Annotated in this window: 34 protein-coding genes and 1 pseudogene; 13 read left to right on the top strand and 22 right to left on the bottom strand. The window is 62.9% G+C overall.

The genetic code is table 11. The annotated features are described in order from the left end of the window. Nucleotides 1-12: 12 nt before the first annotated feature. Entirely contained in the window at nucleotides 13-1569 is a 1557-nt protein-coding gene (locus tag J5278_RS14355; protein WP_209229192.1) for a helicase HerA-like C-terminal domain-containing protein, read from the bottom strand. Between the two features lie 212 nt (nucleotides 1570-1781). Here J5278_RS14355 and J5278_RS14350 point away from each other — a divergent pair, with 212 nt between their 5' ends. After that, nucleotides 1782-2180 carry a hypothetical protein gene (locus J5278_RS14350; protein WP_142824311.1) on the top strand — a complete coding sequence of 133 codons (399 nt, stop codon included), beginning with the start codon at nucleotides 1782-1784 and terminating at the stop codon, nucleotides 2178-2180. Nucleotides 2181-2222: 42 nt separating this feature from the next. On the opposite strand, the gene J5278_RS14345 is transcribed toward J5278_RS14350, so the two are convergent. The 6 genes from J5278_RS14345 to J5278_RS14320 form a co-directional block, all read right to left on the bottom strand. Beyond that, complete coding sequence (locus tag J5278_RS14345; RefSeq protein WP_209183175.1) at nucleotides 2223-2477, bottom strand: BrnA antitoxin family protein; 255 nt, start codon at nucleotides 2475-2477, stop codon at nucleotides 2223-2225. After that, nucleotides 2437-2709: a BrnT family toxin gene (locus tag J5278_RS14340; protein ID WP_209183176.1), complete on the bottom strand. Its 273-nt coding sequence runs from the start codon at nucleotides 2707-2709 to the stop codon at nucleotides 2437-2439. The genes J5278_RS14345 and J5278_RS14340 overlap by 41 nt, the downstream gene beginning before the upstream one ends. Before the next feature lie 100 nt (nucleotides 2710-2809). Further along, nucleotides 2810-3583 (bottom strand): trans-aconitate 2-methyltransferase, encoded by a 774-nt coding sequence (gene tam, locus J5278_RS14335; protein ID WP_209183177.1) that lies wholly within the window; start codon nucleotides 3581-3583, stop codon nucleotides 2810-2812. A gap of 60 nt (nucleotides 3584-3643) precedes the next feature. Further along, entirely contained in the window at nucleotides 3644-5203 is a 1560-nt protein-coding gene (locus J5278_RS14330) for a TerC family protein (RefSeq protein WP_209183178.1), read from the bottom strand. A gap of 379 nt (nucleotides 5204-5582) precedes the next feature. Next, nucleotides 5583-6044, bottom strand: a complete 462-nt coding sequence (locus tag J5278_RS14325) for a cupin domain-containing protein (RefSeq protein WP_209184072.1) — start codon at nucleotides 6042-6044, stop codon at nucleotides 5583-5585. Nucleotides 6045-6367: 323 nt separating this feature from the next. After that, nucleotides 6368-7408 carry a zinc-dependent alcohol dehydrogenase family protein gene (locus tag J5278_RS14320; protein WP_209184073.1) on the bottom strand — a complete coding sequence of 347 codons (1041 nt, stop codon included), beginning with the start codon at nucleotides 7406-7408 and terminating at the stop codon, nucleotides 6368-6370. A 247-nt stretch (nucleotides 7409-7655) separates the two neighbouring features. Here J5278_RS14320 and J5278_RS14315 point away from each other — a divergent pair, with 247 nt between their 5' ends. After that, nucleotides 7656-8543, top strand: a complete 888-nt coding sequence (locus J5278_RS14315; RefSeq protein WP_209183179.1) for a branched-chain amino acid aminotransferase — start codon at nucleotides 7656-7658, stop codon at nucleotides 8541-8543. Nucleotides 8544-8631: 88 nt separating this feature from the next. Here the strand turns inward: J5278_RS14315 and J5278_RS14310 are convergent, their stop codons facing one another. Next, complete coding sequence (locus tag J5278_RS14310) at nucleotides 8632-8988, bottom strand: hypothetical protein (RefSeq protein ID WP_209183180.1); 357 nt, start codon at nucleotides 8986-8988, stop codon at nucleotides 8632-8634. A gap of 110 nt (nucleotides 8989-9098) precedes the next feature. On the opposite strand from J5278_RS14310, the gene J5278_RS14305 reads away from it, so the two are divergent. The 3 genes from J5278_RS14305 (at nucleotide 9099) to J5278_RS14295 (ending at nucleotide 11138) form a co-directional block, all read left to right on the top strand. Continuing rightward, nucleotides 9099-9713 carry a TetR/AcrR family transcriptional regulator gene (locus J5278_RS14305; RefSeq protein ID WP_209183181.1) on the top strand — a complete coding sequence of 205 codons (615 nt, stop codon included), beginning with the start codon at nucleotides 9099-9101 and terminating at the stop codon, nucleotides 9711-9713. Nucleotides 9714-9843: 130 nt separating this feature from the next. Next, nucleotides 9844-10695: a protein-L-isoaspartate O-methyltransferase gene (locus J5278_RS14300; protein WP_209183182.1), complete on the top strand. Its 852-nt coding sequence runs from the start codon at nucleotides 9844-9846 to the stop codon at nucleotides 10693-10695. Nucleotides 10696-10886: 191 nt separating this feature from the next. Then, on the top strand, nucleotides 10887-11138 hold the full coding sequence (locus J5278_RS14295; RefSeq protein ID WP_111220761.1) for a DUF1488 domain-containing protein: 252 nt from the start codon (nucleotides 10887-10889) through the stop codon (nucleotides 11136-11138). Nucleotides 11139-11175: 37 nt separating this feature from the next. Here the strand turns inward: J5278_RS14295 and J5278_RS14290 are convergent, their stop codons facing one another. The 3 genes from J5278_RS14290 to J5278_RS14280 all read right to left on the bottom strand — a co-directional run bounded on the left by J5278_RS14290 (nucleotide 11176) and on the right by J5278_RS14280 (nucleotide 14049). Beyond that, on the bottom strand, nucleotides 11176-12399 hold the full coding sequence (locus J5278_RS14290) for an MFS transporter (RefSeq protein WP_209184074.1): 1224 nt from the start codon (nucleotides 12397-12399) through the stop codon (nucleotides 11176-11178). 11 nt (nucleotides 12400-12410) lie between these two features. Beyond that, on the bottom strand, nucleotides 12411-13118 hold the full coding sequence (locus tag J5278_RS14285) for a YbhB/YbcL family Raf kinase inhibitor-like protein (RefSeq protein ID WP_209183183.1): 708 nt from the start codon (nucleotides 13116-13118) through the stop codon (nucleotides 12411-12413). A 91-nt stretch (nucleotides 13119-13209) separates the two neighbouring features. After that, nucleotides 13210-14049 carry an AraC family transcriptional regulator gene (locus J5278_RS14280; protein WP_209183184.1) on the bottom strand — a complete coding sequence of 280 codons (840 nt, stop codon included), beginning with the start codon at nucleotides 14047-14049 and terminating at the stop codon, nucleotides 13210-13212. A gap of 190 nt (nucleotides 14050-14239) precedes the next feature. Here J5278_RS14280 and J5278_RS14275 point away from each other — a divergent pair. After that, a pseudogene (locus J5278_RS14275) lies at nucleotides 14240-14446 on the top strand (hypothetical protein); the annotation flags it as partial. Nucleotides 14447-14467: 21 nt separating this feature from the next. Here J5278_RS14275 and J5278_RS14270 read toward each other — a convergent pair. Both J5278_RS14270 and J5278_RS14265 read right to left on the bottom strand, forming a co-directional pair. After that, complete coding sequence (locus tag J5278_RS14270) at nucleotides 14468-15208, bottom strand: histidine phosphatase family protein (RefSeq protein WP_209183186.1); 741 nt, start codon at nucleotides 15206-15208, stop codon at nucleotides 14468-14470. Nucleotides 15209-15263: 55 nt separating this feature from the next. Then, entirely contained in the window at nucleotides 15264-15455 is a 192-nt protein-coding gene (locus J5278_RS14265; protein WP_209183187.1) for a hypothetical protein, read from the bottom strand. Nucleotides 15456-15620: 165 nt separating this feature from the next. Between J5278_RS14265 and J5278_RS14260 the strand changes: the two genes are divergently transcribed. Next, nucleotides 15621-15920, top strand: coding sequence for a hypothetical protein (locus J5278_RS14260; RefSeq protein ID WP_142824325.1), 300 nt, complete (start codon nucleotides 15621-15623; stop codon nucleotides 15918-15920). 39 nt (nucleotides 15921-15959) lie between these two features. Here the strand turns inward: J5278_RS14260 and J5278_RS14255 are convergent, their stop codons facing one another. Next, complete coding sequence (locus J5278_RS14255; RefSeq protein WP_209183188.1) at nucleotides 15960-16148, bottom strand: hypothetical protein; 189 nt, start codon at nucleotides 16146-16148, stop codon at nucleotides 15960-15962. Between the two features lie 127 nt (nucleotides 16149-16275). Continuing rightward, nucleotides 16276-16497, bottom strand: coding sequence for a hypothetical protein (locus tag J5278_RS14250; RefSeq protein ID WP_142824327.1), 222 nt, complete (start codon nucleotides 16495-16497; stop codon nucleotides 16276-16278). Nucleotides 16498-17044: 547 nt separating this feature from the next. On the opposite strand from J5278_RS14250, the gene J5278_RS14245 reads away from it, so the two are divergent. The 4 genes from J5278_RS14245 (at nucleotide 17045) to J5278_RS14230 (ending at nucleotide 19722) form a co-directional block, all read left to right on the top strand. Further along, a complete protein-coding gene (locus tag J5278_RS14245; protein WP_209183189.1) occupies nucleotides 17045-17647 on the top strand; it encodes a superoxide dismutase in 603 nt (200 codons plus the stop codon). Nucleotides 17648-17951: 304 nt separating this feature from the next. Further along, on the top strand, nucleotides 17952-19034 hold the full coding sequence (locus J5278_RS14240) for a D-alanine--D-alanine ligase family protein (protein ID WP_209183190.1): 1083 nt from the start codon (nucleotides 17952-17954) through the stop codon (nucleotides 19032-19034). Between the two features lie 104 nt (nucleotides 19035-19138). Further along, complete coding sequence (locus tag J5278_RS14235) at nucleotides 19139-19393, top strand: type II toxin-antitoxin system HicA family toxin (RefSeq protein WP_209183191.1); 255 nt, start codon at nucleotides 19139-19141, stop codon at nucleotides 19391-19393. Continuing rightward, nucleotides 19390-19722 (top strand): type II toxin-antitoxin system HicB family antitoxin, encoded by a 333-nt coding sequence (locus tag J5278_RS14230; RefSeq protein ID WP_209183192.1) that lies wholly within the window; start codon nucleotides 19390-19392, stop codon nucleotides 19720-19722. Before J5278_RS14235 ends, J5278_RS14230 begins: the two co-directional genes overlap by 4 nt. Nucleotides 19723-20049: 327 nt before the next feature. Here J5278_RS14230 and J5278_RS14225 read toward each other — a convergent pair whose 3' ends face one another. Both J5278_RS14225 and J5278_RS14220 read right to left on the bottom strand, forming a co-directional pair. Next, nucleotides 20050-20616: a hypothetical protein gene (locus tag J5278_RS14225; protein ID WP_209183193.1), complete on the bottom strand. Its 567-nt coding sequence runs from the start codon at nucleotides 20614-20616 to the stop codon at nucleotides 20050-20052. Then, entirely contained in the window at nucleotides 20574-21050 is a 477-nt protein-coding gene (locus tag J5278_RS14220) for a hypothetical protein (RefSeq protein ID WP_209183194.1), read from the bottom strand. The genes J5278_RS14225 and J5278_RS14220 overlap by 43 nt, the downstream gene beginning before the upstream one ends. A 118-nt stretch (nucleotides 21051-21168) precedes the next feature. Here J5278_RS14220 and J5278_RS14215 point away from each other — a divergent pair, with 118 nt between their 5' ends. Next, nucleotides 21169-21795: a TetR/AcrR family transcriptional regulator gene (locus tag J5278_RS14215; RefSeq protein WP_257623368.1), complete on the top strand. Its 627-nt coding sequence runs from the start codon at nucleotides 21169-21171 to the stop codon at nucleotides 21793-21795. Here J5278_RS14215 and J5278_RS14210 read toward each other — a convergent pair. From J5278_RS14210 to J5278_RS14200, 3 genes are all read right to left on the bottom strand, one after another. Next, complete coding sequence (locus tag J5278_RS14210; protein ID WP_247749016.1) at nucleotides 21765-22310, bottom strand: putative glycolipid-binding domain-containing protein; 546 nt, start codon at nucleotides 22308-22310, stop codon at nucleotides 21765-21767. The two genes, J5278_RS14215 and J5278_RS14210, sit on opposite strands and share 31 nt — an antisense overlap. Before the next feature lie 152 nt (nucleotides 22311-22462). After that, nucleotides 22463-22951, bottom strand: a complete 489-nt coding sequence (locus J5278_RS14205) for a GNAT family N-acetyltransferase (RefSeq protein WP_219258280.1) — start codon at nucleotides 22949-22951, stop codon at nucleotides 22463-22465. A gap of 411 nt (nucleotides 22952-23362) precedes the next feature. Continuing rightward, a complete protein-coding gene (locus J5278_RS14200; RefSeq protein ID WP_209183196.1) occupies nucleotides 23363-23806 on the bottom strand; it encodes a helix-turn-helix domain-containing protein in 444 nt (147 codons plus the stop codon). Between the two features lie 98 nt (nucleotides 23807-23904). Here J5278_RS14200 and J5278_RS14195 point away from each other — a divergent pair, with 98 nt between their 5' ends. Further along, the gene (locus J5278_RS14195; RefSeq protein ID WP_209183197.1) at nucleotides 23905-24669 is read left to right on the top strand and encodes a cation transporter; all 765 of its coding nucleotides are present in this window, start codon (nucleotides 23905-23907) and stop codon (nucleotides 24667-24669) included. A 103-nt stretch (nucleotides 24670-24772) separates the two neighbouring features. Here the strand turns inward: J5278_RS14195 and J5278_RS14190 are convergent, their stop codons facing one another. Together J5278_RS14190 and J5278_RS14185 are read right to left on the bottom strand one after the other, a co-directional pair. Beyond that, a complete protein-coding gene (locus tag J5278_RS14190; protein WP_209183198.1) occupies nucleotides 24773-25162 on the bottom strand; it encodes a DoxX family protein in 390 nt (129 codons plus the stop codon). A gap of 258 nt (nucleotides 25163-25420) precedes the next feature. Continuing rightward, nucleotides 25421-26134 carry a DNA helicase gene (locus J5278_RS14185; RefSeq protein ID WP_209183199.1) on the bottom strand — a complete coding sequence of 238 codons (714 nt, stop codon included), beginning with the start codon at nucleotides 26132-26134 and terminating at the stop codon, nucleotides 25421-25423. Between the last annotated feature and the right edge of the window lie 64 nt (nucleotides 26135-26198).

Genomic DNA, 26198 nt, shown 5'->3' with positions numbered 1-26198 from the left:
ACCCGGCGCTTGCTACCGCTTCAGGCTGCCAAGAATACCCCGCACCAGCGCTCGCCCGACCTGGGTCGCGACGGTGCGGGCGACACTTTTTAGCGCCGCCTCCATCACCGTTTCCCGCTGATAGCCGGCCCGTCCGGCCGGTTTCTCCTTGGTCTCGTCCTTGTCTCCGCCAAAGCCGGGCAGGGTCCAGCGGCCCGAGGCGTTGTCGTTGTCGGCGGGCTGAGCCTGCGGGTGCTGCTTGGCGGCATCCTGGTCGGCGGCCTTGCTGGCCCGGGCGATCAGGATCTCGTAGGCAGATTCCCGGTCTATATCCTGGTCGTACTGGCCGGCAACCGGGCTGTTGGCCATGATCTTCTGGCGCTCGTCATCCGTGACCGGGCCGATGCGCCCGGAAGGCGGGCGGATCAGCGTGCGCTCGACGATGGACGGTGCGCCCTTGCCCTCCAGCGTCGACACCAAAGCCTCGCCGGTACCGAGCGTGGTGATGACGGTGGCGCAATCGAAATCGGGGTTGGGCCGAAACGTCTCGGCAGCGCTCTGTACTGCGTTTTGCTCACGCGGCGTATAAGCGCGCAGCGCATGCTGCACCCGGTTGCCGAGTTGGGCAAGCACGGTGTCTGGCACGTCGAGTGGGTTCTGGGTGACGAAATAGACGCCGACGCCCTTCGAGCGGATCAGTCGCACCACCTGCTCGACGCGCTGCGTCAGCACTTTCGGAGCGTCGTCGAAGAGCAGGTGGGCCTCGTCGAAGAAGAACACCAGTTTCGGCTTTTCGGGATCGCCGATCTCGGGCAGTTCCTCGAACAGTTCTGACAGCAGCCAGAGGAGGAAGGTCGCATAGAGACGCGGGTTCATCATCAGCTTGTCGGCGGCCAGGACCGAGATCTGGCCATAACCGTTCTGGCTGGTGCGCATGATGTCGCTGATCTTCAGGGCTGGTTCCCCGAAGAAATGCTCGGCGCCCTGCTGCTCCAGCACCAGCAGCCCGCGCTGGATTGAGCCGACAGAGGATTTCGAGATCAAGCCGTACTGGTTGGAAAGCGCAGACGCGTTTTCCCCCATGTAGTTGAGCAGCGCCTGGAAATCCTTGAGGTCGAGCAGCGGTAGTCCGCCCTGGTCGGCGATCTTGAAGGCGATGTTGATGACGCCTTCCTGTGCTTCCGACGCGTCCATCAGCCGCGACAGCAGCAGCGGCCCCATCTCGGCAATCGTGGTGCGGACGCGGTGGCCCTTTTCGCCGTAGAGATCCCAGAAGATCACCGGAAACTGCTCGAATTCATACGGCGAGAGGCCGATCTCCTCGGCGCGTTTCAGCAGGACATCCTTCGGCTCGCCTCGCGCCGCAATGCCGGAAAGGTCGCCCTTGATGTCGGCGCAGAAGACCGGGACGCCGGCCCGCGAAAAGCCCTCGGCCATCACCTGCAGCGATACGGTCTTGCCCGTACCGGTAGCGCCGGTCACCAGCCCGTGGCGGTTGCCGAACTTCAGCGACAGGTATTCCTTGCCGGCGATGCTGTCGTCCGGCTTGCGGCTGGCGCCGAGAAAGATCTGTCCCTTGTCGTCAGCCATCCGTCGTCTCCCCACCGGATCAGGCAGCCCTGCCGGCTGCGATCGTGTTTTACATTGCTAGTTATAAAGGGGGTCTTCCGCAGGAACAACAACTTGCTGCGGGCACTGCCATAATCGCAGAAAAGCTATCTCCCGCGTCACGTCGCCTTGAGTTGGCCGGCCAAACAAAATACGCTTGAGGCTACCTTTAATCCCTGTGGCAGGAGAGCCCCATGAACGAAGTCGTAGACCAGATCGCCGCCAAGGCAGGCATCGCCCCCGATATCGCCGAACGCGCCGTCGGCATGATGCTCGGCTTCCTGCAGCGCGAGGCTCCGGACGGACCCGTCTCGAAGATGATCACGGCAATCCCCGGCGCGCCCGATCTCGTAGCCCAGTTCAACGGTGCCGAGACTGGTGGCGGCGGCGGTCTCCTCGGAGGCCTCATGAGCGCCGTCGGCGCTGGCGGCGGCATCATGGCGCTCGGCCAGGAACTGATGAGCCAGGGCCTGGGCATGAGCGAGATCTCGGCGCTCGCCAAGGAAACCATCGCAGTCGCAAGGCAATATGCCGGTGACGAAGTCGTCGACGAGGTCGTCGGCTCGATTCCGGGGCTCAGCCAGTTCGTCTGATCCGGTAATATAAGGCGGCGGTTCGGAAATTCGGGCTGTCGCCTATGCCTGCTTGTCCAGCCATTCCCGCAGCGCGGCGTTGATGCGCGTCTGCCAACCCGGACCACCCTCGCGAAACCGCTCCAGGACATCCGCATCGAGCCGGATTGTCGTCGATTCCTTCGGCGTATCGATCAGCGGCCGACCGCGCCTGACGGGCACGCTCCTGAATTTCTCGATCCATTCGGGTGTGGAAAGGTCCGGCGCGTCGTCCTCGTCATGCCAGTCTGCCTGCGTAGACTTTTCGCTCTCGGTCATTGGCCTTCCTCATGCTGATTATACGCTCATGACCATCACGTGGTGTCCACACGACGATTACCATTCTGCCGTCAAGCCAACCAACCGTGATGAACCTCTGTTCGCCGTAGTCGGCTCGATCGTCTTCTCTGGTGAGGGTGTCACCCGCAAAAACTTCGCTGCAGCGCGCAAAATCCAGCCCACGCTCCCAAAGGGCATCATTGCGTTTCGCAGGATCGAAAATAATCGCCATTTTTGTTACTACAAAAATCTATAATTTGCAATAACGATACGATAGCAACTTTTGCGAGCAATGATAGTCCCGACGAGGCCCGTTGCCCGGGCGCCAAACTTCAGCCGCCCTTCACCACCACCAGAAACATCCGCGGAAAGCGCAGCAGCACGCGGCCGTCGGCGAGTGGGGGGTAGGCTGCCCGGACCCGTTCCAGATAGTTCGCAGTGAAGTCATCGCGGTGGGTGCTGCCGGCATTGTCGAGATAGGGGCGCAGGCCGGTGCCCTTGACCCATTCGACGATCGCTTCTGCATCGGCCATCGGATGGTTGTAGACGGTGTGCCAGAGATCGATACGCGCTGCTTTGCCGATCAGCCGGTCGTAGTAAACGGAAGGGGCGGCGAGGGGAGTGCGGCGAACGCTCTTTGCCTCGAACGCCGGACGCCAGGGCCCGGCATGCGCCGTCTCTTCCATCAGCAGGTGTGTCGGCTCGTTGAGATTGTCCGGCATCTGCACCGCCAGCACGCCGCCGGGTGCAAGGCCGTCCAGCAGCCTGTCGAAGATGTCGAGATGGTTCGGCAGCCACTGGAAGACGGCGTTGGCAAACAGCAGGTCGGTCTTTTCGCTCGGTTGCCAGGTCGCAAGATCCGCCTGCGTGAAGGTGGTGCCGGGCATCCGCCGGCGCGCGCTCTCCAGCATGTCGAGATCGCTGTCGAGGCCGGAAACCGAAGTGGCACCGAAGCGCTCGACGATCAGCTCCGTCGAATTGCCGGGTCCGCAACCAAGGTCAATTGCGCGCGTCACCGTTTCAAGCGGCACCTGCGCCAGCAAGTCGCGCGCCGGGCGGGTGCGCTCGTCCTCGAACTTCACATACTGGTTTGCCGACCACGCCATGTCATATCTCCCTGTCTTTTCAGACAGACCATTGGCGCCAACTATGACACCAGCATGACGTCAGGCGGGCTCCGCGACCCGGCTGATCCGCACCTTGGCGATGTTGCGACCTTCCAGCTTGACGATCTCGAAGGCCAGATCCTCGGAAGCAAAGTTCTCGCCCTCGTGCGGCAGATGGCCGAGACGCCAGAGGATGAAGCCGGCCAGCGTCGAATAGCGGTCGTTTTCGTCGACGAGATCGGCGTCGACCAGCTTCGATGCCTGGCGGATGTCGATCCAGCCATCGACGGTCAGCGATCCGTCGGCGCCTCGCTCGATCGACAGCTTCTCGTCGTCCTCGTCCGGAAATTCGCCGGCGATGGCTTCGAGCAGGTCGGTCGTCGTCACCATGCCCTCGATCTCGCCGTACTCGTCGAGAATGACGGCAATAGCCTGGTTCGAAAGTCGCAGCTGCTCCATCAGCTTCAGCGCCGTGATGCTTTCATGGACGACGAGCGGCTGGCGGATCGACCGCGCCAGATCGACGGCACCGTCCTTCAGGAGGTCGCGCAGCAGATCGCGGGCGCTGGCGATGCCAATGAAATTGTCGAGGCTGCCGCGCGCCACCGGAAAGCGCGAATGGCCGACGTCGAGGATCAGCTGCTGCAGTTCGGCCTGGGGCTTGTCGAGGTCGAGCCAGTCGATATCGATGCGGGGCGTCATGATCGAGCGGGCAGAACGGTCGGCCAGCGCCAGCACGCCCTGGATCATGTCCTTCTCCTCGTTCGAGAAGACTTCGGCTTCGCCAGCCTGTTCGGCGATCAGGTCAACCGTCTGCCCGAGCGTGCCCTGCGAGCGCTTGCCGCCGAGCAGGCCCAGCACCGCGTCGGCGGTGCGGTCACGGATGTTGCTCGGCGTGATCAGCCGCTCCTTGCTGTGGCGTGCGAGCTGGTTCAGCGCCTCGATGATGACCGAGAAGCCGATGGCAGCGTAGAGATAGCCCTTCGGTATGTGGATGCCGAAACCTTCGATGATCAGCGAGAAGCCGATCATCATCAGGAAACCGAGGCAGAGGATGACGACGGTCGGATGCTTGGAAACGAACTGCGTCAGCGGCTTCGACAGCAGGAGCATGACGCCAACGGCAATGATGACTGCCATCATCATCACGGCGAGGTCCTGCACCATTCCGACGGCGGTAATGACGCTGTCGAGCGAGAAGATCGCGTCGAGCACGACGATCTGCACGATCACCTGCCAGAAGACGGCATGGACCTGCTTCTTGTCCTTGCTCTCCTCCTGGCCTTCCAGCCGCTCGTGCAGCTCCATCGTCCCCTTGAAAAGCAGGAATATGCCGCCGATGATGAGGATGATGTCCCGGCCCGAGAAGCCGAAATTCAACACCGTGAACAGCGGCGTCGTCAGCGTCACGATCCAGGCTATCGAGGCCAGCAGTCCAAGCCGGATGACCAGCGCCAAGCCGAGACCGATAAGCCTAGCCGAATCGCGCTGTTGCGGCGGCAGCTTGTCCGCGAGGATCGCGATGAACACGAGGTTGTCGATGCCGAGAACGATCTCGAGAACGATGAGGGTGGCCAGACCGACCCAGACGGAAGGATCGGAAATCCAGTCGAAGATCATAGTTCTGCGTTGGCGGCCGCAGTCATTGCAGACCGGCCACTCCCCTGTTTTGAGATGGGATGAGGTGTGTTGACGCTAACCACGCTCGACGACGGGCGTCGGCGCGTCGAAATGCCGATGGCTGGTGTCACGGACGAGGAGCGCAAACGACCCGCTTTGCCGGGTCTACAATCGTCGCTGCCCTCGTCTGCCGGCATATCGCGCTCGGCATGGGGCAGGCTTGTAGTGGATGGGTCGCTATCGGGCATCGGTGCAATCTGGCGTCGAACTGCTGTTTGCGCAAGGGGGAGAGGACGAAAACATCGGTACAGGCGAGGTTATGAACACACTGCATGCCAGCAAGCCGACCGCAGCACGCTGCTGCGGTCGGCCTTGGATATTACGATGCCAGAATACGGATGCCGTGCTCGCCGGCGGCAACCAGAAATCGTTCGGCTTCCTCGTCGGACGCGACTTCCGCCTGCGGGCCGATGTCGGCAACTTCGAAATATGTGGCCATGTCCTTGTCGATGATGGCCGAAAAGACGACGGCGTCGGGGCCGGTATTGCTGTAGCCATGCGGCACGTTGCCGGGGATGGAAATGATGTCGCCAGCCTGCGCCTGCGTCTCCGAGAGGCCGGAGTCGGTCATCTGCTGCACGGTCAGCGTGCCCTCGAGAATGCGGAACACTTCGGGGCTGGCGTGGCTGTGAAGGGGCGTGCCGCCACCGGAGGGAACCGTGACGTCGAAGACGTTGAGCCACGTGCCTTCAAGGCGCGCCTGGCGCTGGACGTGGTCGCCGAGCACGAAAAGAGGCTTGGCCTGGGCTGCCGTGTCGGCATGGGAGGAGTCGGACATGATGTCGCTTTCTTGTTTTTCTTCTTGAGGACGCGTCCGTTAAACCCTTCGACCACCCTTGGCAACCGTTCGGCCATGGTCATACGGACGGGCTGCCCTGCGTCATATTCACGGGTACGAACGCGGCGTAGCAGTATCAGGCGCATTCGAGCGACCTTTGGAGGCCGGCCGAACCAGCCCTGCGTGGCCACCTTCTTGCCCTTGCAGCGCAGTGCTAGCACGCTCTCCGATACAGACATGTGACAGGCAAGACATCGCAGGCGAGACGGATGGCCTGAATGCAACCCGGCGGTCTATCGCTCCCGATGAAGCCGCCGACCGCAACCTCAAAACCGCGTGATAACGCTGATCCCGAGGCCTTCCGCCCGGTCGAGCGTCATCAGCGCGGGAATAGCCTCTTCCAGGCTGATCCGCCGCTGGATGAGCTTCTGCGGCGCGATCTTGCCGGCAGACAGCATGGCGAGCATCGCATCGTAGCGCCAGGCCTGCATGCCGTGGCTGCCATAGATCTCGAGTTCCTGGCTGATCACCTGCGCCATCGGGATCGCCGGGGTCGCGTGCTGGCCGAGCATCAGCCCGACCTGCACGTGCCGACCGCGTCGACGCAGGTTGCGGATAGAGTTGAAGCAGGTCGTGGGGTGCCCGAGCGCGTCGATCGACACATGCGCGCCACCGCCGGTGATCTCGCGCACTGCCTCGGCAACATCGGAAACGGTCCCGGCATTGATCGTCGCCACCGCACCGCATTCGCGGGCGAAGGCCAGTTTTTCGTCGGAAAGATCGATGGCAATGGCATTGGCGCCGAGTGCCGTGGCGATCATGATGGCCGACAGCCCGACGCCGCCGCAGCCGTGCACGGCGATCCATTCTCCGGGCTTGGTCTTTGCCTGGTCGGTGACGGCGCGGAAGGACGTGGCAAAGCGGCAGCCGAGGCTGGCCGCCGTCGCGTCGTCGATCGCCTCCGGAAGATGCACCAGATTGGTGTCCGCATAGTCGATACCGACATATTCCGCGAACGATCCCCAGTGGGTGAAGCCCGGCTGGAACTGGTTCGGGCACACCTGCTGATTGCCGGAATGGCACTCGCCGCAATGGCCGCAGCCCGAAACGAAAGGTACGGTGACGCGGTCGCCGACCTTGAAGCGCACCACGCCCCGCCCCGTCGCCACCACCTTGCCAGCCAGTTCGTGGCCGGGAACATGGGGAAGGGCGATATCGGGATCATGCCCCATCCAGCCATGCCAGTCGCTGCGGCAGAGGCCGCTGGCACCGACTGCGATCACAACCCCGTCTTCCGATGGCGTCGGATCGGGCAGGGTGCGGATTTCGGGTCTAGCCTCGAAGGCTTCGTAATACATGGCGCGCATCGGCAGTTCCGATTCGAGTGGGCGTTGGATGGTTTCCATGATGGCACGCCACCACGGCTGCTTCCACTCTGCGGCCCATCAATTCTGCTCATGCACAAATTCATGCGACGGATGGCATGCGCAGGAAAGTTGCGCCGGCTTTGCACCTTCGCGTCATTTGTTGCGAATGGATTTGCCGCCGAGATTTCTTCTTGATTCTCGCCCTCCATGAGGTCTTGTCTCGTGACGAAATTCGAAGGAGACCACCATGGCTGTCGATACATCGCCGCGTTCCGCCACCTGGACCTATGTCGACGGCGGGTGGCTGCCCGGCAACCCGCCGCTGATCGGGCCCACGTCGCATGCGATGTGGCTGGCCTCGACGGTCTTCGACGGCGCCCGCTGGTTCGATGGCATCGCGCCCGATCTCGATCTGCATTGCCAGCGCGTCAACCGCTCGGCCCGCGCCATGGGCCTCGAACCGACCATGACGGCCGAACAGATAGAGGCGCTGGCCACGGAGGGCGTGAAGAAATTCGATGGCACTTCGGCGCTCTACATCAAGCCGATGTACTGGGGCGAGCACGGGATGCCGACCAGCGTCGTCGCCGTCGATCCGGCCTCGACCCGCTTTGCGCTCTGCCTGTTCGAAGCGCCGATGAACAATGCCAAGCCGCAGTCCCTGACCGTCTCGCCCTATCGCCGACCGTCGCCTGAGACGGCGATGACCGAGGCCAAGACCGGCTCGCTCTACCCGAACAGCGGCCGGATGATTATCGAAGCCCGCAGCCGTGGCTTCGACAATGCGCTTGCCTGCGACATGAACGGCAATGTCGCCGAAACCGCATCCTCGAACGTCTTCATGGTCAAGGACGGCGCTGTATTCACGCCCGTCGCCAACCGCACCTTTCTGGCCGGCATCACCCGCGAGCGGATCATCGGCCTGCTCCGCCAGGCCGGCTTCGACGTTCGCGAGACGACCTTATCCGTTGCCGACTTCATGGGAGCTGACGAGGTCTTCACGACGGGAAACTATTCGAAGATCGTCGGCATCGACCGCCTCGATGGCCGCACGTTCGGCGAGGGACCGGTCGCCCGCAAGGCACTGGAGATCTATATGGACTGGGCCCATTCACGCAAAGCCACCGACGAGTAATCCGCATCTTTAGACGCATGAAGACGAGTTGGCGGCGAGACACGATGGCTGCGCCCGCTGCAGGCGGCACAGGTATCGTGCGAAAATCCTATTTCGCCCGTCCGACGGGCTTGCCCTTCGTCTGCCAGAGCGCATGCACCTCCTGCCAGTCCGGCACGCGGTCGGCATAGAAACCCAACGTCTTGCCGGTCGCAATCGAACCGAACGCCTGCATCGCCTTCAGATGCGCGCCGGCGACGAGATAGCGGCGCATAGCGGCCTCGTCTTTCCAGACCGTCAGCGTGTGGTGGACGCCGTCTATCCTTCGTGCGTCCGTCGAGATGTTCCCCTCTGCCTTCTGCGCCTGCAGCATCGAGGGGATGGCGTGCCACCAGAAGTGCGGCAGATGACGCCGCGCCTTGATCTGGAGGCCCGTAATCGACACGTAGACCATCGTTCCGTCCATGACTGCTCCCGTCCGCGAGACCTGCCGGCTCATATCTAGACACTGTAAAGATATATGGCATCCATGCCGACCTCTCGTCAAGCGCGATCTTGTCGGTGTAAGGATGGCGGATGACTCAGACCTATCATCATGGTGCGCTTCGTCCGGCCCTGCTCGCCGCAGCAGAGGCAATCCTCGACCGCGACGGTATCGACGCCCTGACGTTGCGGGCCGCGGCACGCGAAGCCGGCGTCTCCCATGCAGCACCGTCCCATCATTTCGGCGATATCACCGGCCTGCTGACCGAGTTGGCGGCCGCAGGCTTCGTCCGATTGCGGCAGGCGCTCGAAAAGCACCTGGCCGAGCCGGACGCGCACAGGCGGGTGCAGGCATTGGCGCACGGTTACGTCGCCTTCGCCAGAGCCCATCCCGGGATATTCCTGCTGATGTTCCGCTCGGAGCGGCTGGACTGGTCTTCCCCGGCGCTCGCGACGGCAGGCGTCGCCGCCTTCGCGCTGTTGACCCCTGACCAGTCCGGCCCGGCACCGGATCGATCCGGATTGGCGCCAGTCACGGCGCCGCAAGACTTCGAGACCCTGGTGCTGGCCAGCACGCGCTGGTCGCTAATGCATGGGCTGGCCACCCTGCTTATCGACGGCCGGCTCGGTGCGATGGCGGAAAAGACGCCTGATGCCGATCTCAAGCGACTGATCGAGGCGGTGATCCGCAATGGTCTCCCTGCCTGATCGAGGCGCTCGTCAGACTGTTTGCCAAATTCCCCGTTGCACAACAGAGGAAAATGCACTTTCCTTGCGACCAAGCCGATGTTTCCGAGTTTCGTCTGCACCGTAATGCACCGGAGAGCGGGGAGGGTTCATGAAGAGCAACCGCGCCAGCCTGGAAGAGATCCGCGGCTTTTTCGCCAAGCGCATGGCCGCCGTCAGCCTGTCCCGCGATCCACGCCTCGAGCGTGTCTTCGAGCTCGTTCCCCGCGAAGTCTTTCTCGGCCCGGGGCCGTGGCATGTCTGGGTAGAGGGTAGCAATTACCTGGAAACTCCGAGCGCCGATCCCGTCTATCTCTACGAGAACAACCTCGTCGCCCTGGATGCGGCAAAGGGCATCAACAATGGCGAGCCCTTCCTGCATGCCTCCTGGATCGGAGCGGTCGCCCCGCAGCGCGGCGAGAGCGTCACCCATATCGGCGCCGGTACAGGATACTACACCGCCATCCTGGCGCTGCTGACCGTGCCGGACGGCAAGGTCACCGCTTTCGAACGGGAAACCCATCTCGCCGACAGGGCGCGGCTTAATCTCCAGCCCTTCGAAGGCGTCACTGTCGTCAATGCCAACGCCACGCAGGCGGCACTGCCGAAGTCGGACGTCATCTACGTCAACGCCGGCGTCGCCGCGCCGCCGGTTGCCTGGCTGCAGGCGCTGAAGCCCGGCGGGCGGCTGATCTTTCCGTGGCGACCGACGCAGGATGTCGGATTGACGTTGCTCATCCGCGCCGATGCAAATGGTTTCAGTGTCGCCCCGCAGAGGCCGTCTTGGTTCATTCCCTGCATCGGGGCCTCCCATGAGATTGTCGCGACGCGGACGCCACAAAGCCTATTGGAGGCACGATCCGTCCGCTCTGTCTGGACCACGGCCGCAAGGGCGCCGGACGACACCGCCATTGCCGTCTATCCCGATGTCTGGTTTTCCAGCGATATGCCGCAATCTGCCTGAGCGGCTTCGCGTGCGGTGACATTCCTGCAAATTAAAGCCGCCGCCTGACGCCCTCGCATGCTATGCTCTGCGCGAGACCTGCGATGCCACGCTCCCGCAGGCAGCTTTTCCGGACGCAAGGGGACAAGAGGCGATGACGCTTCGGCCCCCGATTTTTCAAGGCGACCGGGCCGTTTTCAGAAGGTAGTCCGATGTCGCTTACGTTTCCCAATGCCAGCCGCAGCTATGACGAACCCGGTCGCCGCGTTCGCTTCCTCGGTCACGACGGCATGTTCCAGGTGCAGCTTTTCGTCGATGTCGACGTGTTTGCAGGCGCCAATTCCGAAGCCGGCTATCTCGCCGCTTTCGACGCCAAGCGCAGCGGCATCCAGGCCGTCGCCACCAAGGCCTACGCCGCCACCCGCCGCAGCTCGTACATCCTGACGTCGAAGGATTTCAGGTAGAACAGTAGCATCAGGCGCTGACCGAGACGGCGCACCCTCAGGTCGCGCCGCTCTTGTCATGCCTTGGCCGAACCATCCAGCTGTAGATGGCGCCGGCTGACAGCAGCACGCAGGTGCCTAAAAATACCGCGCGCATGCCGATGTGGCCGCCAACGAAGCCGCCGAGCACCGGGCCGACCACCTGGCCGACGAACTGCGACGAGGTCGACAGGCCGAGGATACCGCCGGCGGCTGCATCGGGCACGCTGTGGCGAATGACGGCAGCGATGCAGGGCAGCAGTCCGCCGAGCGCCACGCCCATCAGGAAACGCAGGATAATCAGCTGCCAGGCGCTGGTCACGAAGGCCTGCGGTATCAACAGCAGCGCGGCGATGCCGAGTGCGCCTGATATCACCGGCCAGTGGCCGATGCGGTCGGCGAGCTTGCCCAGCCACGAGGCCGAAAGCACGCTCCCCAGCGCCGCCACCGACATCACCACGCCCGATACCAGCGTCAGCTTCGTCTGGTCGTCGATGAGGTCGGCGACATAGACGGTGATGATCGGCTCGATCGACATGTTGGCGAGCATCAGCAGCATGCCGGTTGCCAGCATGGCGATGACCGGCCGCTTGTCCTCGATCGAGCGCCAGCCGCCGCTGGCCTTGGCGGCTTGTCTGCGGGAGGCCGATTTCTCTTCCTTGATCAAAAAGATGGTGGCGAGGAAGGTCAGCAAGATCACTCCGCCAGCCGCAAGGAACGTGTTGCGGATGCCGATGATTGCCGGCAGCGCGCCACCGATTAGCGGCCCCACCAGATTGCCGGCCATGATCCCCGACGACACCATGCCGAGCGCCCAGGCGACGCGATGCTTTGGCGTCTGCGTGGCCACTAGCACCATCGACCCCGACGCATAGCCGCCGGCAAGCCCGGTGAACAGCCGCAGCGCCACCAGCTGCCAGACGCTGTCGACCATGCCCATCAGGCCGATGGCGACAGTCATGCCGAGGCTGGCGCGCACGAGCATCAGCTTGCGGCCGTAGATATCGCCGAGCCTGCCCCAGATCGGCGCGACGAAGGCTGCGGCAAAGAAGGTGGCGCCGTAGGCGATGCCCGACCACTGGACGATCCCGGCCTTGTCGCCGACGCCGAGCTCTTCGACATAGAGCGGCAGGAATGGCAGCAGCAGCGTCATCGCGACGATGGTGGTGAAGGAGCCGACGAGGCAGACGATCATGTTGCGCATCCAGTGCGCGGTGACATCGTCGCTGGCGGTCTTGCTCATGCCTGTCCCGGTCATTCCCTGGCCCTGGCGTTCAATGTGTAGCGCAGTTCGGCGCTGCCGCTCGACAGGATGTGGCCATCGGCGGCCCGCAGAAGGTCGGACCGGGTAAACGCGTCCGGCAGGCCGAGATGCTCGACATCCAGCGCGTAGACGGTGACGCGGTAGTGGTGGACACGCTGGTCGTTCCAGGGCGGGCAGGCGCCGTGATAGCCGCCCTGCGGGCCGTTCTTCAGAGAGCCCTCGCCAAAGCCGTTCTGGCCTCGCCGGCCGTGGTCGGTGCGCTTCAGCGGCAGTCCCGCCTTGGTCACGCCGTTGCCGTCGATTGCCTCGGGCAGGTGGCTGAAGTCGGAGGGAATGTCGGCCAGCACCCAATGGACGAATTCCTCGCGCGGCGCGGTCTCGGCAATCACCGTGTCATCCCTGTTGAAGCCGCTGCGATCGACGGGCACGTCGGGATCGACCATGGTGACGGCATAGGATTTGGTGCCCGCCGGGCCCTTCGACCACGACAGCGACGGGCTCTCGTTGCGCCCCGGCCTGAGCTTGCCCTGGTGCACGACGCAGGCCGCATTAGCCGGCGGCAGCATGCGACCTGGCTCGGCCTTGCCGAAGCTGACCGCAAGATCGGCGGCAAAAGCCTGTATTGCGGAGGCGGAGAGAATGAGGCCAGCCACGGCGGCAAGCACTATGGCACCCGGAAATCTGTTGGTGGTTCGCATGGAAGCCCCTTTGGTGGATCGCTGGACACTGGCTAACAGATCGCCGGCCGGACCATGAGCACGGAAACGCTCGATTGGAAGTCTGAAACGCTTAAATCGGCTCCGTCGTGCCGTGCTGGATGAGCGCCCGCCGGCGTTCTGCAAAGCGCCTGGGCGAGCGGTAGCCTGTCGCCAGCGCCGCTTCCCGCAGGCTAAGCCCATCCTCCGCCAGCATCGCTTCGGCCAGTGCCATGCGCTCTCCGGCAATCACGGCACGCAGGGAAGTGCCCTCCAGCCCCAGCCGGCGGCGCAGCGTCGCATTGCTGGTGCGAAGTTCGGCCGCGATCAGGTCGGCAGTCCAGGCCCGGTCGGGCTGCCAGCGCACCAGCGCCCGGATGGCATCGGTCGTGGTATCCGCCCGCGCGGGCAGGGCGCCGCGCATTGCCAGAACCATCAGGATTTCCAGCACCCGGTGTTCGGCGATCACCGTCGGCAGATTGCCGTCCATGATCCCGTCGCCGGCATGGCGGATCGCCTCGGCAAGGGTAGCATCGAGCGCGAGGTGAGGAAGCGCCAGCCGCCGCAGCGGAGAGAGGCCGGACTCTGCCCGGCGCACCAGCGCATCCGGGAAGTCGATGAAGATGGCGCGGTATGCGCCGCTTGTCGGATCGGGATCGTTGACGACCTCGCCGCGCCAACCGGACGGCAGCACCAGAACCGTGCCGGCATCGAGACGCTGATGGCGGCCCATGCTGAGCACTTCCTTGGTGCCCTCGACGATGACCACGATCGACAGGCGCGCAAAGGCGGCGCCGGCGATGCGCTCGCGCCTGTGGGTTACGAAGGAGAACAGCGACGATGCGGCATTCCGGTCGGCGAGTGGCGCGATCGGCCTGCGATCTTCAGCCACCAGCCGGCGCAGGCGCTCGAGAATGAGACGGGATTCGGACATGTCAAGCTCCAGGCGGGAGCCGATATCTACGCCGACGTTTCGCGGGATGCCAAGGCCGGATAGGCCGTCAAACGGCGTCTTTTCGGTATATCGATGCGAATTGGCGACAGGCTGATGACGCCAAAAGATGGAACCGACCGTCGCCGGCAAATGTTACGGTTGTGCCCATTATAGAGAAAAGGATATCCCCATGACAGACGAAGCCAGGATCTCGCCCGCTGCCCAGTCGCTGAAGCAGGAACAGGCAGACCAGCGCACCACCGCCGCAAAAGGCGAACTCGACACCGGTCTTGAGGACAGCTTTCCCGCATCCGACCCGGTCTCCATGACGACGAGCAGCATTTCCGGCGGTCGCACCGACGTCGAGGAAGCGGAAAAGGTCAAGACCCAGGCGGAATAGCCGCCGGCCCCGAACCCGTCAGGCTCCGGGGCCTGAGAGCACAGACGGCAGGACGGCATCGCGCAATTCGTCCTGTCCGGGCTGTCGGTCGGTAGCCTTGTGCAGCAGCGTGGACGTGTAGCCGCGCGTCCCGTTGCCCTCGATCAGCGTCACGTCGGCATTGCCCGGATTGTCGGATTCTTCGAACCAGGCGACGGGATGCTGCAGGAAATTCATCTCGAAGGCGCGGTTGGTAACGCCGTGGCCGACGATCAATACGCTATCGTGGCCGTGCAGCGCCTCGTGCATGACAGTCTGCAGGAACAGCCGCATGCGCTGCGCCACGTCGGCGCGGCTTTCGCCATCCGGTGGCCGCGCGTAAAACTTGGCGCCATTGCTGCGCAGCCGTGCCCACCGCTCGAACTCGTCCGGAAACTTCTGCCTCTGCTCGACGTGGTCGTAGATCTCGGTGAAAACCCCGAAATCCTGCTCGCGCAACAGGTAGTCTTCCCGCACCTTGCCGACGCTTGCCGCCGGCAACACCGTCAAAAGCGCATCCTTGCTCTGGCGCGTCCTGAGGAACGGTGAAAACCAGACACGCAGTTTCGGGCGCTCTAAATCGGCAAGGCTGTCCAGGTATTTGGCAATCACGCCGCCAGCCTGCGCCACCTGACGATAGCCCCATTGGCTCAAGGGCACGTTGTGGTCGCCGAATTCACGGTAGGCATGGCCATCGAGGTTGCCGAGGGATTCGCCGTGGCGAACGAGAAAGATGCGCATCAGCCGTTCCGCATTGTCAGCATGCCACCGCAGGCGGCGTGTTTCGGGGCAAGGCTCAGAGCCGCCGGGACCAGAGCATTGCCACGACACCGCAGATCGCCGTGATGGCGCCGCGGTAGACCCAGGGACGCTGGTCGATCATGAAACTGTTGGCGGGGTAGGGGAAGTAACCGCTGCCCTGTGCGGCCCAGATCACTCCGGCGATGAACAGCAACAGACCCAAAACAAACAACGCTTTTCTTGCCATCGTCCCATCCTCGCTTGAAAGGACGACATAGCAGTTCCTGCGGCCGATGCCTACCGTCATGCCTACCGTCGCGATGGTGGTGAAGACGCTGCTGACACAATCTGACAGTGGCAGCGTCTACTCCTGCGACATCGAGCAAGTCTCGCAAACGGCAAGGAGCACCACATGATAACCTGGTTACGCAGCGCGGCCATTGCGCCCGGCAAGGTCCCCGACGCATTCGCCTTCGTCAAAAAGGCAGCAGGGCTGATTGAAGAAAACCACGGCATCCGGATCGCCATCAGCCGGCCGCTCGCGGGAAATCCGACGCGGATATTCTGGTCTGCGCAGCACGAGGATCTTCAGGCCTTCGAGCGTGACCACAAGGCGATCAACACCGATGCCGCGTTTCTGCGATTGCTCGGCGAGGCCAGCAGCTGCTTCATTGCCGGCTCGACTCACGATGAAATTCTGCAGACGATTTGAGGATGCCACGATGACAGATGCCGGCAGCGCCAGCGCGGCTCAAATCAGGCTCCCGACCTCGATCGTCGGGTGGTCGGACGGCATCGCGATGGCTATGTCGGCATCTTCGAGCCCGGCCATGGCTACCGCCTTCGCGTCGGAAATGCCGACGAGCGCAAGGTTGGGGTAGGCGCGGGCTCGAAGCGGTGTCTCGACAATGACCGAACGGCCCTTGAAAAAGAACAACATGGCACTCTCCTGTGGGCGTTGGCGATGCTTGACGAGGGCTTCAGGCGCATGTCGTAGAGGCCGGCGGCAGTAGGGTCAGGATGCCATCAGGCGTCCCGTCCGGAAATGCTGCCGGTCAAGGCCGCCGTTACTCGGCGGCGATATCCGGAGCGATGTCATAGGCTTCGATATCGCGCTCCTGGCTTACACGCTCCTGGGAGACTTCGTCGTTGCGCATCCGGTATTGCGGCGAATTATCCCGCACCGGCAGCAGGGCGATGATGCGGTAGGTATCGGCTGCACGCGGCGACAGGCCTTGGCGGCTCTTGAGGCGTACGGACTGGCCGATCGGGAAACGATGAACTGACATGGGCGCTTTTGCTCTCCGCCACGTCGCCGGTCGCCATCAGGGCGCCGTAGCGTGGTCTTTATCTCAAAGTCGAGTACTGAGGCGAATGCCATCCGCGGCATCCGTCGATCGCAAGGCGCCGGTCAAGGCCAACTCGGGACAACGTGTGATTGCCGCCCGTCCCTGGCTCTCCAGTCCCCAGCGATCGACAAGAGCATAGCATGAAGCGCGCGACAGGCTAGACCTCTTGGCGGTTGCAGTCCTGCCGAAGGCTTTGACACTCGGAACGTGCCCATGAAGGGCTAATCCAGCGTTTCATGACGACCGCGTCGATGCGGCGACAACTGCAGGCTGAATGCGGCCCGTGCTGCCAATACAGGCGGCGGACCCCTCCAGCGGCGAGCGACATGGTAGGCCCTCCGGGCCTCCGCTACCTAGCCTGTTTGTCATGCGCCTGAAATACGGCGGATTTTTTCGGTAGGCGCTCCGATTTTTGGCCCCTGCGCGGTTGCCTCGTGCGGGTTCCGCTCCTATGTTCCGCCTCACCTGCCAACAGGAGAACAAGACCATGGCTTTCGAATTGCCTGAACTTCCCTATGACTACGATGCGCTTTCCCCCTTCATGTCGAAGGAAACCCTCGAGTTTCACCACGACAAGCATCACAAGGCCTATGTCGACAATGGCAACAAGCTCGCCGCCGAAGCCGGCATGAGCGATCTGTCGGTCGAAGAGGTCGTCAAGAAGTCGTTCGGCACCAATGCCGGTCTCTTCAACAACGCTGCCCAGCATTACAACCACATCCATTTCTGGAAGTGGATGAAGAAGGGCGGCGGCGGCAACAAGCTGCCCGGCAAGCTGGAAACAGCCTTCGCCTCCGATCTCGGCGGCTATGACAAGTTCAAGGCCGATTTCGCTGCCGCCGGCACGACGCAGTTCGGCTCCGGCTGGGCCTGGCTGTCCGTCAAGAACGGCAAGCTCGAAATCTCCAAGACACCGAACGGCGAAAACCCGCTGGTCCACGGCGCAAGCCCGATCCTCGGCGTCGATGTCTGGGAACACTCCTATTACATCGACTACCGCAACGCCCGCCCGAAATATCTCGAGGCCTTCATCGACAGCCTGATCAACTGGGATCACGTGCTGGAAATGTACGAGGCGGCAACGAAGTAATTCTAGTCCACCACCCAGAAAGCCCGGCCCCGCGCCGGGCTTTTTCTATTTTGGCCGGCCTCCGCCAATCTCTCCTTGTGGGAGAGATGTCAGAATCGTCGACAGAGGGGTGCGCCGCCACACGCGCAAGATGGCCTCTTGCTCCATCCAACGCCGCCGCCAATCCACAAAAATCCCCCTCGCGCGACCCGCCATAAATCAGGCGCAGTTCAATTTAACCTTGCAGGCCGGCGGAACGGTTGTGCCAACCGTCTGCCCGGCCGCGAAACCTCGCGGCCATACACGCACGGGGGATCGCCACCGCATGTCCAGCAAGCCGAGAATCGCAGTCCTTTTCGGGGGACGTTCCTCCGAGCACGAGGTTTCGCTCATGTCCGCCGCCAATGTCGTCGGCGCCATGGATCGCACCCGCTACGAGATCGTCCCCATCGCCGTCACCCGCAGCGGCGAATGGCTGATGATCGACTGGGACGGCGCGACGATGCCTTCGGCCGTGCCGGCGACCGGCACCGGCGTTTGCCTGCTGCCGGGCGGCCGCGGACGGATGATGGCGATGCCGCCGGCGGGCGCGGCCTATGAGTTGCCGCCGGTCTCTGTGGTGTTTCCGGTGCTGCATGGCCTGTTCGGCGAGGACGGCTCGGTGCAGGGGCACTGCGAGGTCGCCGATGTCGCCTATGTCGGCTGCGGAATTCTCGGCTCAGTCGCAGCGCTGGACAAGGACATCGCCAAGCGGTTGCTTGCGGATGCCGGGCTTGCGGTTGCCCCCTCGGTGACGCTGCGGCGCGGCGAACCGGCGTCGTTCGAGACGATCTCGACGACGCTCGGGCTACCCGTCTTCGTCAAACCGGCCCGGCAGGGATCGTCGGTCGGCGTCGGCAGGGCACGGACGTCCGACGAGTTCACCGGGGTCCTCAGCGACGCCTTCCGTCATGACGACAAGGTGCTGGTGGAAACCTTCGTCGACGGCCGCGAGATCGAATGCGCGGTGCTGGAGGATGCCGACGGTTCGCTGGTCGTCTCGCTTCCCGGCGAGATCGTGCCGGCCGAAAAGCACGGCTTCTACAGCTACGACGCCAAGTACATCGATGCCGACGGCGCCGTCGTCAAAGTACCCGCCGATCTGTCGGACCAGGTGGCCGCAAGCATCCGCGAAATCGCCCGCCGCGCCTTTCTGGCGCTCGGCTGCGAGGGCATGGCCCGTGTCGACGTCTTCCTGCAGGCCAATGGGACGGTCACCATCAACGAAGTCAACACCATCCCCGGCTTCACCAACATCAGCATGTACCCAAAAGCCTTCGCCGCCAGCGGTATCGACAACACCGAACTCATCGACCGCCTGATCGCCCACGCACTGCGCCGCGATAGCGCGCGGCGGTCTGCGCCGTAAAAGAGAACCGGGGGGCGGCGGCTTTGGCGGTTGCCCCCCGTGTTTGCACCCTCCCGGGACATCAGAATGCTTGCGTTTCATGCTAGCATTTGCTATCCTTATTCATGAACAGCAGGCATCGCAGAACCCTGGTCGCCGTTTTCAAGGATCCGGTGCTAGGCACGATCGCCTGGGCCGACCTAGAGGCGCTTTTGCTGGCGTCCGGATGCCGGGTTGTCGAAGGCAACGGTTCGCGTGTCCGCTTTGAAAAAGATGGAAAGCTGGCTTTTTTTCATCGGCCGCACCCCGTCAAGGAAGCCAAGCGATATCAGGTCAGGGATGCGCGGCTCTATTTGCAGGAACTGGGAATAACACCATGAGTATCCTCACCTACAAGGGCTATTCCGCACGCATCGCCTTCGATGCGGAAGACGAGATATTTTTCGGTAACATCGCCGGCGTGCCTGACGTCATCGGTTTTCATGCCGACAGCGTTGCCGCTCTCAAGAAGGCTTTTCACGAGGCGGTCGACGATTATGTCGAAACCTGCCGGAAGCTCGGGCGGGCGCCGCACAAGCCCTATTCCGGCAAGATGATGTTTCGCGTCGATCCCGAGATCCACGCCCGTGCCGCAAAGGCCGCAGAACTTGCGGGAAAAAGTCTCAATCAATGGGCCGAAGAAGTTCTGGACAAGGCCTCTGCGGCCTGATCTCCCTGCTCGCCGCCGGTCGGCAACCCACTGCGCTTCGACGATCTCGGAGACGGAAGATCGATGAACAGATGGCGCGCAGCTTTATCGGTTTGCAGTCGGCGCAACGAGCCCTCCACGGTGCGGGTGATACACCGCCTTAAGTTGCCTTGGCTGTTCGTGTCCGTCCCCATTGGCAGGTGCGCCTTGGTGGCAAGCACCGCAGTATCGCGGCGTCCCTTCGGCTTTGCCGACGATCTCCTCGGATTCGTTATGGCTGTCGTAATCTGCGGCGTCGCTGCGCCCAGGCAGTAGGGGCTGACCTTGACGCAGGTTTTTCCGAGATTTCTATAGTGCCTGATCTTTTCCATTTGTGGTTTTGAGATCGGACTGCTTGCTCTCGACCCGACCCAGCGGTTCCGCGCTATCGGCCAATGCGGCGCAGGCGGTCGGCCAGGCATCGTCCTCCGGGTAGAGCGCGGTGCGCAGGTACGCCCAGCTCATCCGTTGCACCAATGCGACGCGGGCCGGATCTTCGTCGGTCGTTTCGGCCGCATCGTAGCCGGCAATGCCGCCGAGCCCATGTTCGCCGCCAAACAGCGTCAGCAGGCTCTTCGGGCCGGGGCTGAAGGCGTAGGGGTCGGCATGCCAGTCGGGGCCCCGCACCGTGAGATGCGGTGAAACGTCCCGGTCACCGGCGATGACCAGTGCCGGTGTTGTCATATGGTCGAAGCGGAATGTCGTGAAGAAGGGGTACCTCTCGGCCGCAGCAGCGCTGAGGTCGGCCCCGCCATTACCGGGTGCCGCCAGCAGCACGCCGGCGCTGATGCGCGGATCCGCAACATTGATCGCTTTGCCGTCATGCTCATCCGTCAGCTGCGCGCCCAGCAGCATCGATGCCGTATGCCCGCCCATCGAGTGCCCGGCAACGGCGACCCGGCTGCGATCAGGCGACCGCGGAGTTCCGGAACGCAGGCTTCGATCAACTCCAGCTGGTCGAGGATAAATGTCATGTCCTCGACGCGCGATCTCCAGAACAGCGGGGCGCCGGGATCGCTGCCGACGATATGGCTCAGGGTCTTCGAACTGAGATGGGTGGGTTGGATGACGACGAAGCCGTGCGCCGCCCAGAAATGGGCCAGCGGACCGTAGCCGTTCATCGAGGACAGATGGTTCGACCGTCCGTGCCCGTGCGACAGAAGGATGATCGGAAGGCAGGTTCCGGTAACGGGAGCAGAGATGCGCATCTGCAGATCGACCGCACGGCCCGGCGCGGGCAGGATAACCGGGCAGATGGAGACAACCGCGCTGGCCTCGTTGATGGGGATCGTCCCTGCTGGATCGTTCATTGGCATGTCCTTCGGTATCCTTTGGTGGTCAATTCTGCCGGTCCGTGCTAACTTAATTAAACGGAGCAGTGTTCCGTTTTATACGGAACGGCGTTCCGTTTTGCAAGTGGGTATGACTGTGCGCGATGAAACGAATGACAAACCGGAGGGGGCGGGCGAAACGGAACGTCCGGATCGCCGTGTGCGCGCCGATGCCCAGCGCAATCTCGACGGCCTGTTGAAGGCAGCAATGGCGGTATTTTCCAGTTCCGGCGTCGATGCTCCGGTCCGCGAAATCGCGACCAGGGCGGGCGTCGGCGTCGGCACGTTGTATCGACACTTTCCCCAGCGCGCCGATCTGGTGGCGGCTGTCTTCCGGCATGAGGTGGACGCCTGTGCGCAGGCTGCCGCAACACTTGCCGCAGAACACGCGCCTGGCAAGGCCTTGGCACACTGGATGCAGCGCTATGCGGGCTTCATCGCCACCAAGCGCGGTCTCGCCTCGGCGCTGCACTCCGGCGATCCGACGTTCGAGACCCTCCCGGGCTATTTCCAGCAGAGACTGCAGCCCGCGTTGCGAAACCTTCTGGAGGCTGCGGCAGCTGCCGGTGAAGCGCGCACGGATGTCGACGCCGAGGAATTGCTGGGCGCTGTCGCGCGTCTGTGCATGTCCTCACAGGATAATGATCCGGACCATGCACGCCGGATGGTGGCCCTGCTGTCCGACGGACTGCGCTACGGCGCGCGCCGAAACACGCCCGGATAGTCGCCGACGATGCCGTCGCCATCCACCTCGATTTCGGCGCTGAACCCGGTCGACAGGCCCTCGTAGCGGAAACGCTTCTCGCCAAGCCTCGTATAGCGCTGCTCGACCGCTTTCACAGCGAGGTCGGGCACGGAGACATAGGCGACTTTGATCGTTCCGGTCTCACCGACAGCGAGGTCGAGCCTGCGGATGGGCAGGGTGTTGGTAAACGGCGTGGCCGCGATGTCGACGTCGATGCAGCCTGAAAGCCCGGCAAGCTCCATGCCATCGGCACCGCTCCAGCGCCCGTGTCCGTCCGACACCAGGTGCAGTGCCGGACCGTCGATCATCTGCATGCTGGTCTCGCGCACGCGCCACTGGAGATCGAGGGTCAGCATGTAGGAAAGGCCGAAGCAGCAATCGTCGCGCTCGCCGATCACCAGGCTCCGGGCCGCAATCCGCGTTTCGTCATCGGCAACGGAGAGATGCTCGAGCCCCTTGCCGTCCCAGTCCGTCCACCGCACTATCCGAGCCATCGCCCCATCTCCCATGCTTCTCCAGCGTCGATCAGCACTATGGCCGACGGGTTCACTGCTTCAAGCCTGCGTCTTGCAAGTGGCTGCACCGCGCCGGTGGGATGCCTCCCGGACGAGATCGCGAGGATTAACCAGGCCCATCGTCGTTCCCCTCAGCCCAGTGCCTGCAGGTAGCGCATGCCGGTGACCGGGCGGGGGGTGAAGTCCAGCTGTTCGTAGAAGCGGTGGGCAGCGACGTTGCCGGTGGCGGCGCTGACCGAGAGGTAGCGGCAACCGGCCTTGCGGGCGGTCTCGCGGGCGCGGTCGACCAGGTGCTGGCCGATGCCGTGGCCGCGATGGCCGTCGCGCACGAAGAGATGATGCAGGTCCATGCCGCGCTGGCCTTCCTGCGCCCTGTAGAGCGGCACGAGGATGGCATAGCCGAGGAGGCCTTCGGCTGAATCGGCAACCAGCGCCGTGATCCACGGCAGGGGGCCGAAGAGATCGCGTTCCAGCTGCTCGGGCGTCGTCGCGGCCGCATCGCCGTGATGGGCTGCCAGCAGGGTGATCATCGCGTTGAGGTCTGGCAAGTCCTCGCGCCTGGCGGCACGGATAGTCAGCAACGGAGGTCTCAGGAGAGATATTTCACTGTCTTCGAGCATGGTCTGCGTCCTGTGTGGAGTGCCGTCAGGACGCTGTCGCATACAACAAAGCCGCCTGACGGCGGCTTGTTGACAAATATGATCTGCCGGCCGCCCTTCTAGAGGTACAGCCAAAAGTACGAGCGGGTGATGAGCGCGTGTGTGATCATGGGGAAGAGATGATCCGAAATGGTGGGGATGTCAAGGGGAGGGGGTGATTAGTGAGCAGTGATTAGTGAGTAGAGGCAGTAGGCAGTAGGCAGTAGGCAGTAGGATTTGAGCATTAGGTAGGCGCTTTGAATATAAGTAGCAGAAATTGTGAGATCAGCAGTCATAGGCAATAGCGCATTCAAGTTGCCGTTAGATATTGATGGCGACTTGATTCAACACTCTGTTAGAAATAGCGACTGCCTACTGCCTACTGCCTACTCACTACTCACTAAAGCCACCCCCTCCATGCCCCGCATGCTCCGTCTCGCAGAGCCCATGGTCGGAGAGGGCTCGGATGACGTAGCAGTCTTCTATGCTGTGGCCGTTGCAATGGGATACGATGCGTTCCAGTTCGTTTTCCAGCTTCTTCAGGCGGGCGATCTTTTCGCGGACGTCGGCAAGGTGCTCGCGGGCGATCTGGTCGGCATCGCGGCAGGGCCTTTCCGGATGCTGGCTGAGGGTGATCAGCCCGCGGATCGCCTCGACCGTAAGGCCGAGATCGCGGCCGTGGCGGATGAAGGCCAGCCGCTCCACATCGGTCTCCCCGTAGCGCCGCTGGTTGCTGTCGCTGCGCTCGGGAGCGTCGAGCAGCCCGACCTGCTCGTAGTAGCGGATGGTCGGCACCTTGACGCCGGCGCGCTTCGACAATGTCCCGATCGACAGCATGGCGAAATTTCCTCTTGTTCCTCTAGTCGCTAGAGGGATTAGATAGGATGTCACACAGGTTCTTGCAACTAAACCAGCCCGATAAGAAAGGTGACATCATGAGCGCTTCCTGCGGCCACACCCACGGTCCCTTCGATGGCATGTCGGATACCTACAAGACGCGCCTGTGGATCGTCATCGCGCTCAACGGCATCATGTTCTTCGTCGAGATGGTCGCCGGCCAATTGGCCCGGTCCCAGGCGCTGCAGGCGGACGCACTGGATTTCTTTGCCGATTCCGTCACCTACGGCATCTCGCTGGCCGTCATCGGCGCTTCTCCCCGGATCCGCACCATGGCGGCGGCGGGCAAGGGCATCAGCTTGTTCCTGATGGGCCTGTTCGTCTGCGCGGCCACCATCTACCGGGTCTTCGTGGTCGGCGTGCCGGAAGCGCCGGTCATGGGCATCATCGGCTTCCTCGCCCTGCTTGCCAACCTTGCCACCGTCGTGCTGCTGGTCAACTACAAGGATGGCGATGCCAACGTGCGCTCCGTCTGGCTCTGCTCGCGCAACGATGCCATCGGCAATGTCGTGGTCATGGCGGCAGCTCTCGGCGTCTGGGGCACCAACACGGCTTGGCCGGATCTCGCCGTCGCGGCCGTCATGGCAGGCCTGTTCCTGACCTCTTCGGTACAGATCCTCAGCCACTCCTGGCGCGAATGGAAAGCAGCCGGAACCGGCGGTGTCGCAGATACCCATGATCACGAAGGCCACGACCATGCCGGCCACAATCATGCCGGCCACAGTCATGGGGGCTGCTGCTCTCACGACCACGCCGCCGGCGATAGCCACGACCATAAGCCTGCCGCCGCACACAGCCACTGAGGCTGCTGCTCTCCCGGCTTTCGTCAACTCTCCGAACGAAATCAGCCCATTGCATTTGCGTGCAATGGGCTGATCCGTGTCTGCAGCTTTCGAATAACGTCGACTAGTCCTGGCGCAGCTTTGCGTCGACGCTGACAGGGCCTGGGCCCGATGTCACGAAGTAGAGGAACAGGAAGCAGAAGACGACGGCAGCATAGCCGCCGTTTTCGGTCGGGAAGAAGCTCTTCGGAAAGTGGGCGATGAAGTAGGCGGCCGCCATCTCGCCGCTGAGCACGAAGGCCACGACCCGTGTCTGGAAGCCGATCAGGAACAGGAAGCCGAGGATAAGCTCGATCAGCCCCGCGACCCATGGTAGCGAGCCCTCCGGCGGCATGAAGACGCCGGCGTGGAAATGGAATATCTTGGCAGTGCCGAACGAAAAGATGACCAGGCCAAAGACGATGCGCAGGAGGCTGAGCACGTAGGGCTGGGCGGAGGATAGTTGCTGTTTCATAATCTTCTCCGGTGGTTGGGCTTTGTCGGTTGATGAGCAGCGTCCGCCGATACTCTTGAAAAAAAACCCCATAGCGCGACACTCTGCCGCCGCCAAGCCGACCGGCGGCGACAGACTGTTCACAGGTTCGATCTTCCTCTTGCGAAGACAGCCAAGGCAACGCCGATCCGCCAGGTGTCATTCAGCCACCCTCCGCATCGTCATCCTCGGGCCCGAGGTACCCCTCCGGATCGTCATCCTCGGGCTAGACCCGAGGACTCACGCCACGGCCTGCAACTGAGCCTCGCCATTGTGCAGGAAGCATGCCTTGGTGAAGAGGCCGAGGTCGATGAGGTTGGGAAGGCGGATATCGGAGATATCCGGCAGGCGCCGGCTCTCGGCATCGAACGACCGGTCGATCTGCGAGATGAATCCGAGGACGATGCCTGTCTCCTTCGCAAAACTGCCCAGTGCGGCAATCTGCTCGGAGAGCACGGGTTTTTGGCGGTTCTGGTCGAGAATCTGCAGGTAGTCGATGATCGCGATCGTTCCAGGCTTGGACCCTGCCAGATGCCGGATGACGTAATCCGCGCTGATATCGTCGGACGTGACGACCTCCAGCCTGTCGCAATCGGTGCGATCGTCCTTTTCGAGCACGCCGATATGCTTGCGCACCTGCTGCTCCGTCATTTCGAGCGTGAAAAACACCGCCCTTCTGTCGTCGCCGATGGCATCCACCAGAAGCTGCAGCCCGAGGCTGGTTTTGCCGTGTCCCGGTCGCCCCGCCACCAGCAGCAGGTCACCGTTTTCGAGCCTGGACAATATCGTTTCCGACAACGACCGGACGGCCATGCGCGACGAGAGCATGCTCCATCGGGCAAACCCCTCGTCGCGGGCAATCTGGTCGAGCGCCTGGTTGAGCGGAACGCCAGAGCTCCGGGCCATCAGCTTTGCCCGCCGCTTCAGCTGGAATATGGGTGCAGAAAGTTTCATGCGTAACCTCCATTGCGAGCCAAAAACGCAAACCCTCCGCATGCGATGCCCGAACAGATGGTTC

This window comes from Rhizobium sp. B21/90 (genome assembly GCF_019355815.1).
GTDB classification, from domain to species: domain Bacteria; phylum Pseudomonadota; class Alphaproteobacteria; order Rhizobiales; family Rhizobiaceae; genus Rhizobium; species Rhizobium rhododendri.
This window is presented reverse-complemented; position numbering and strand designations above follow the sequence as displayed.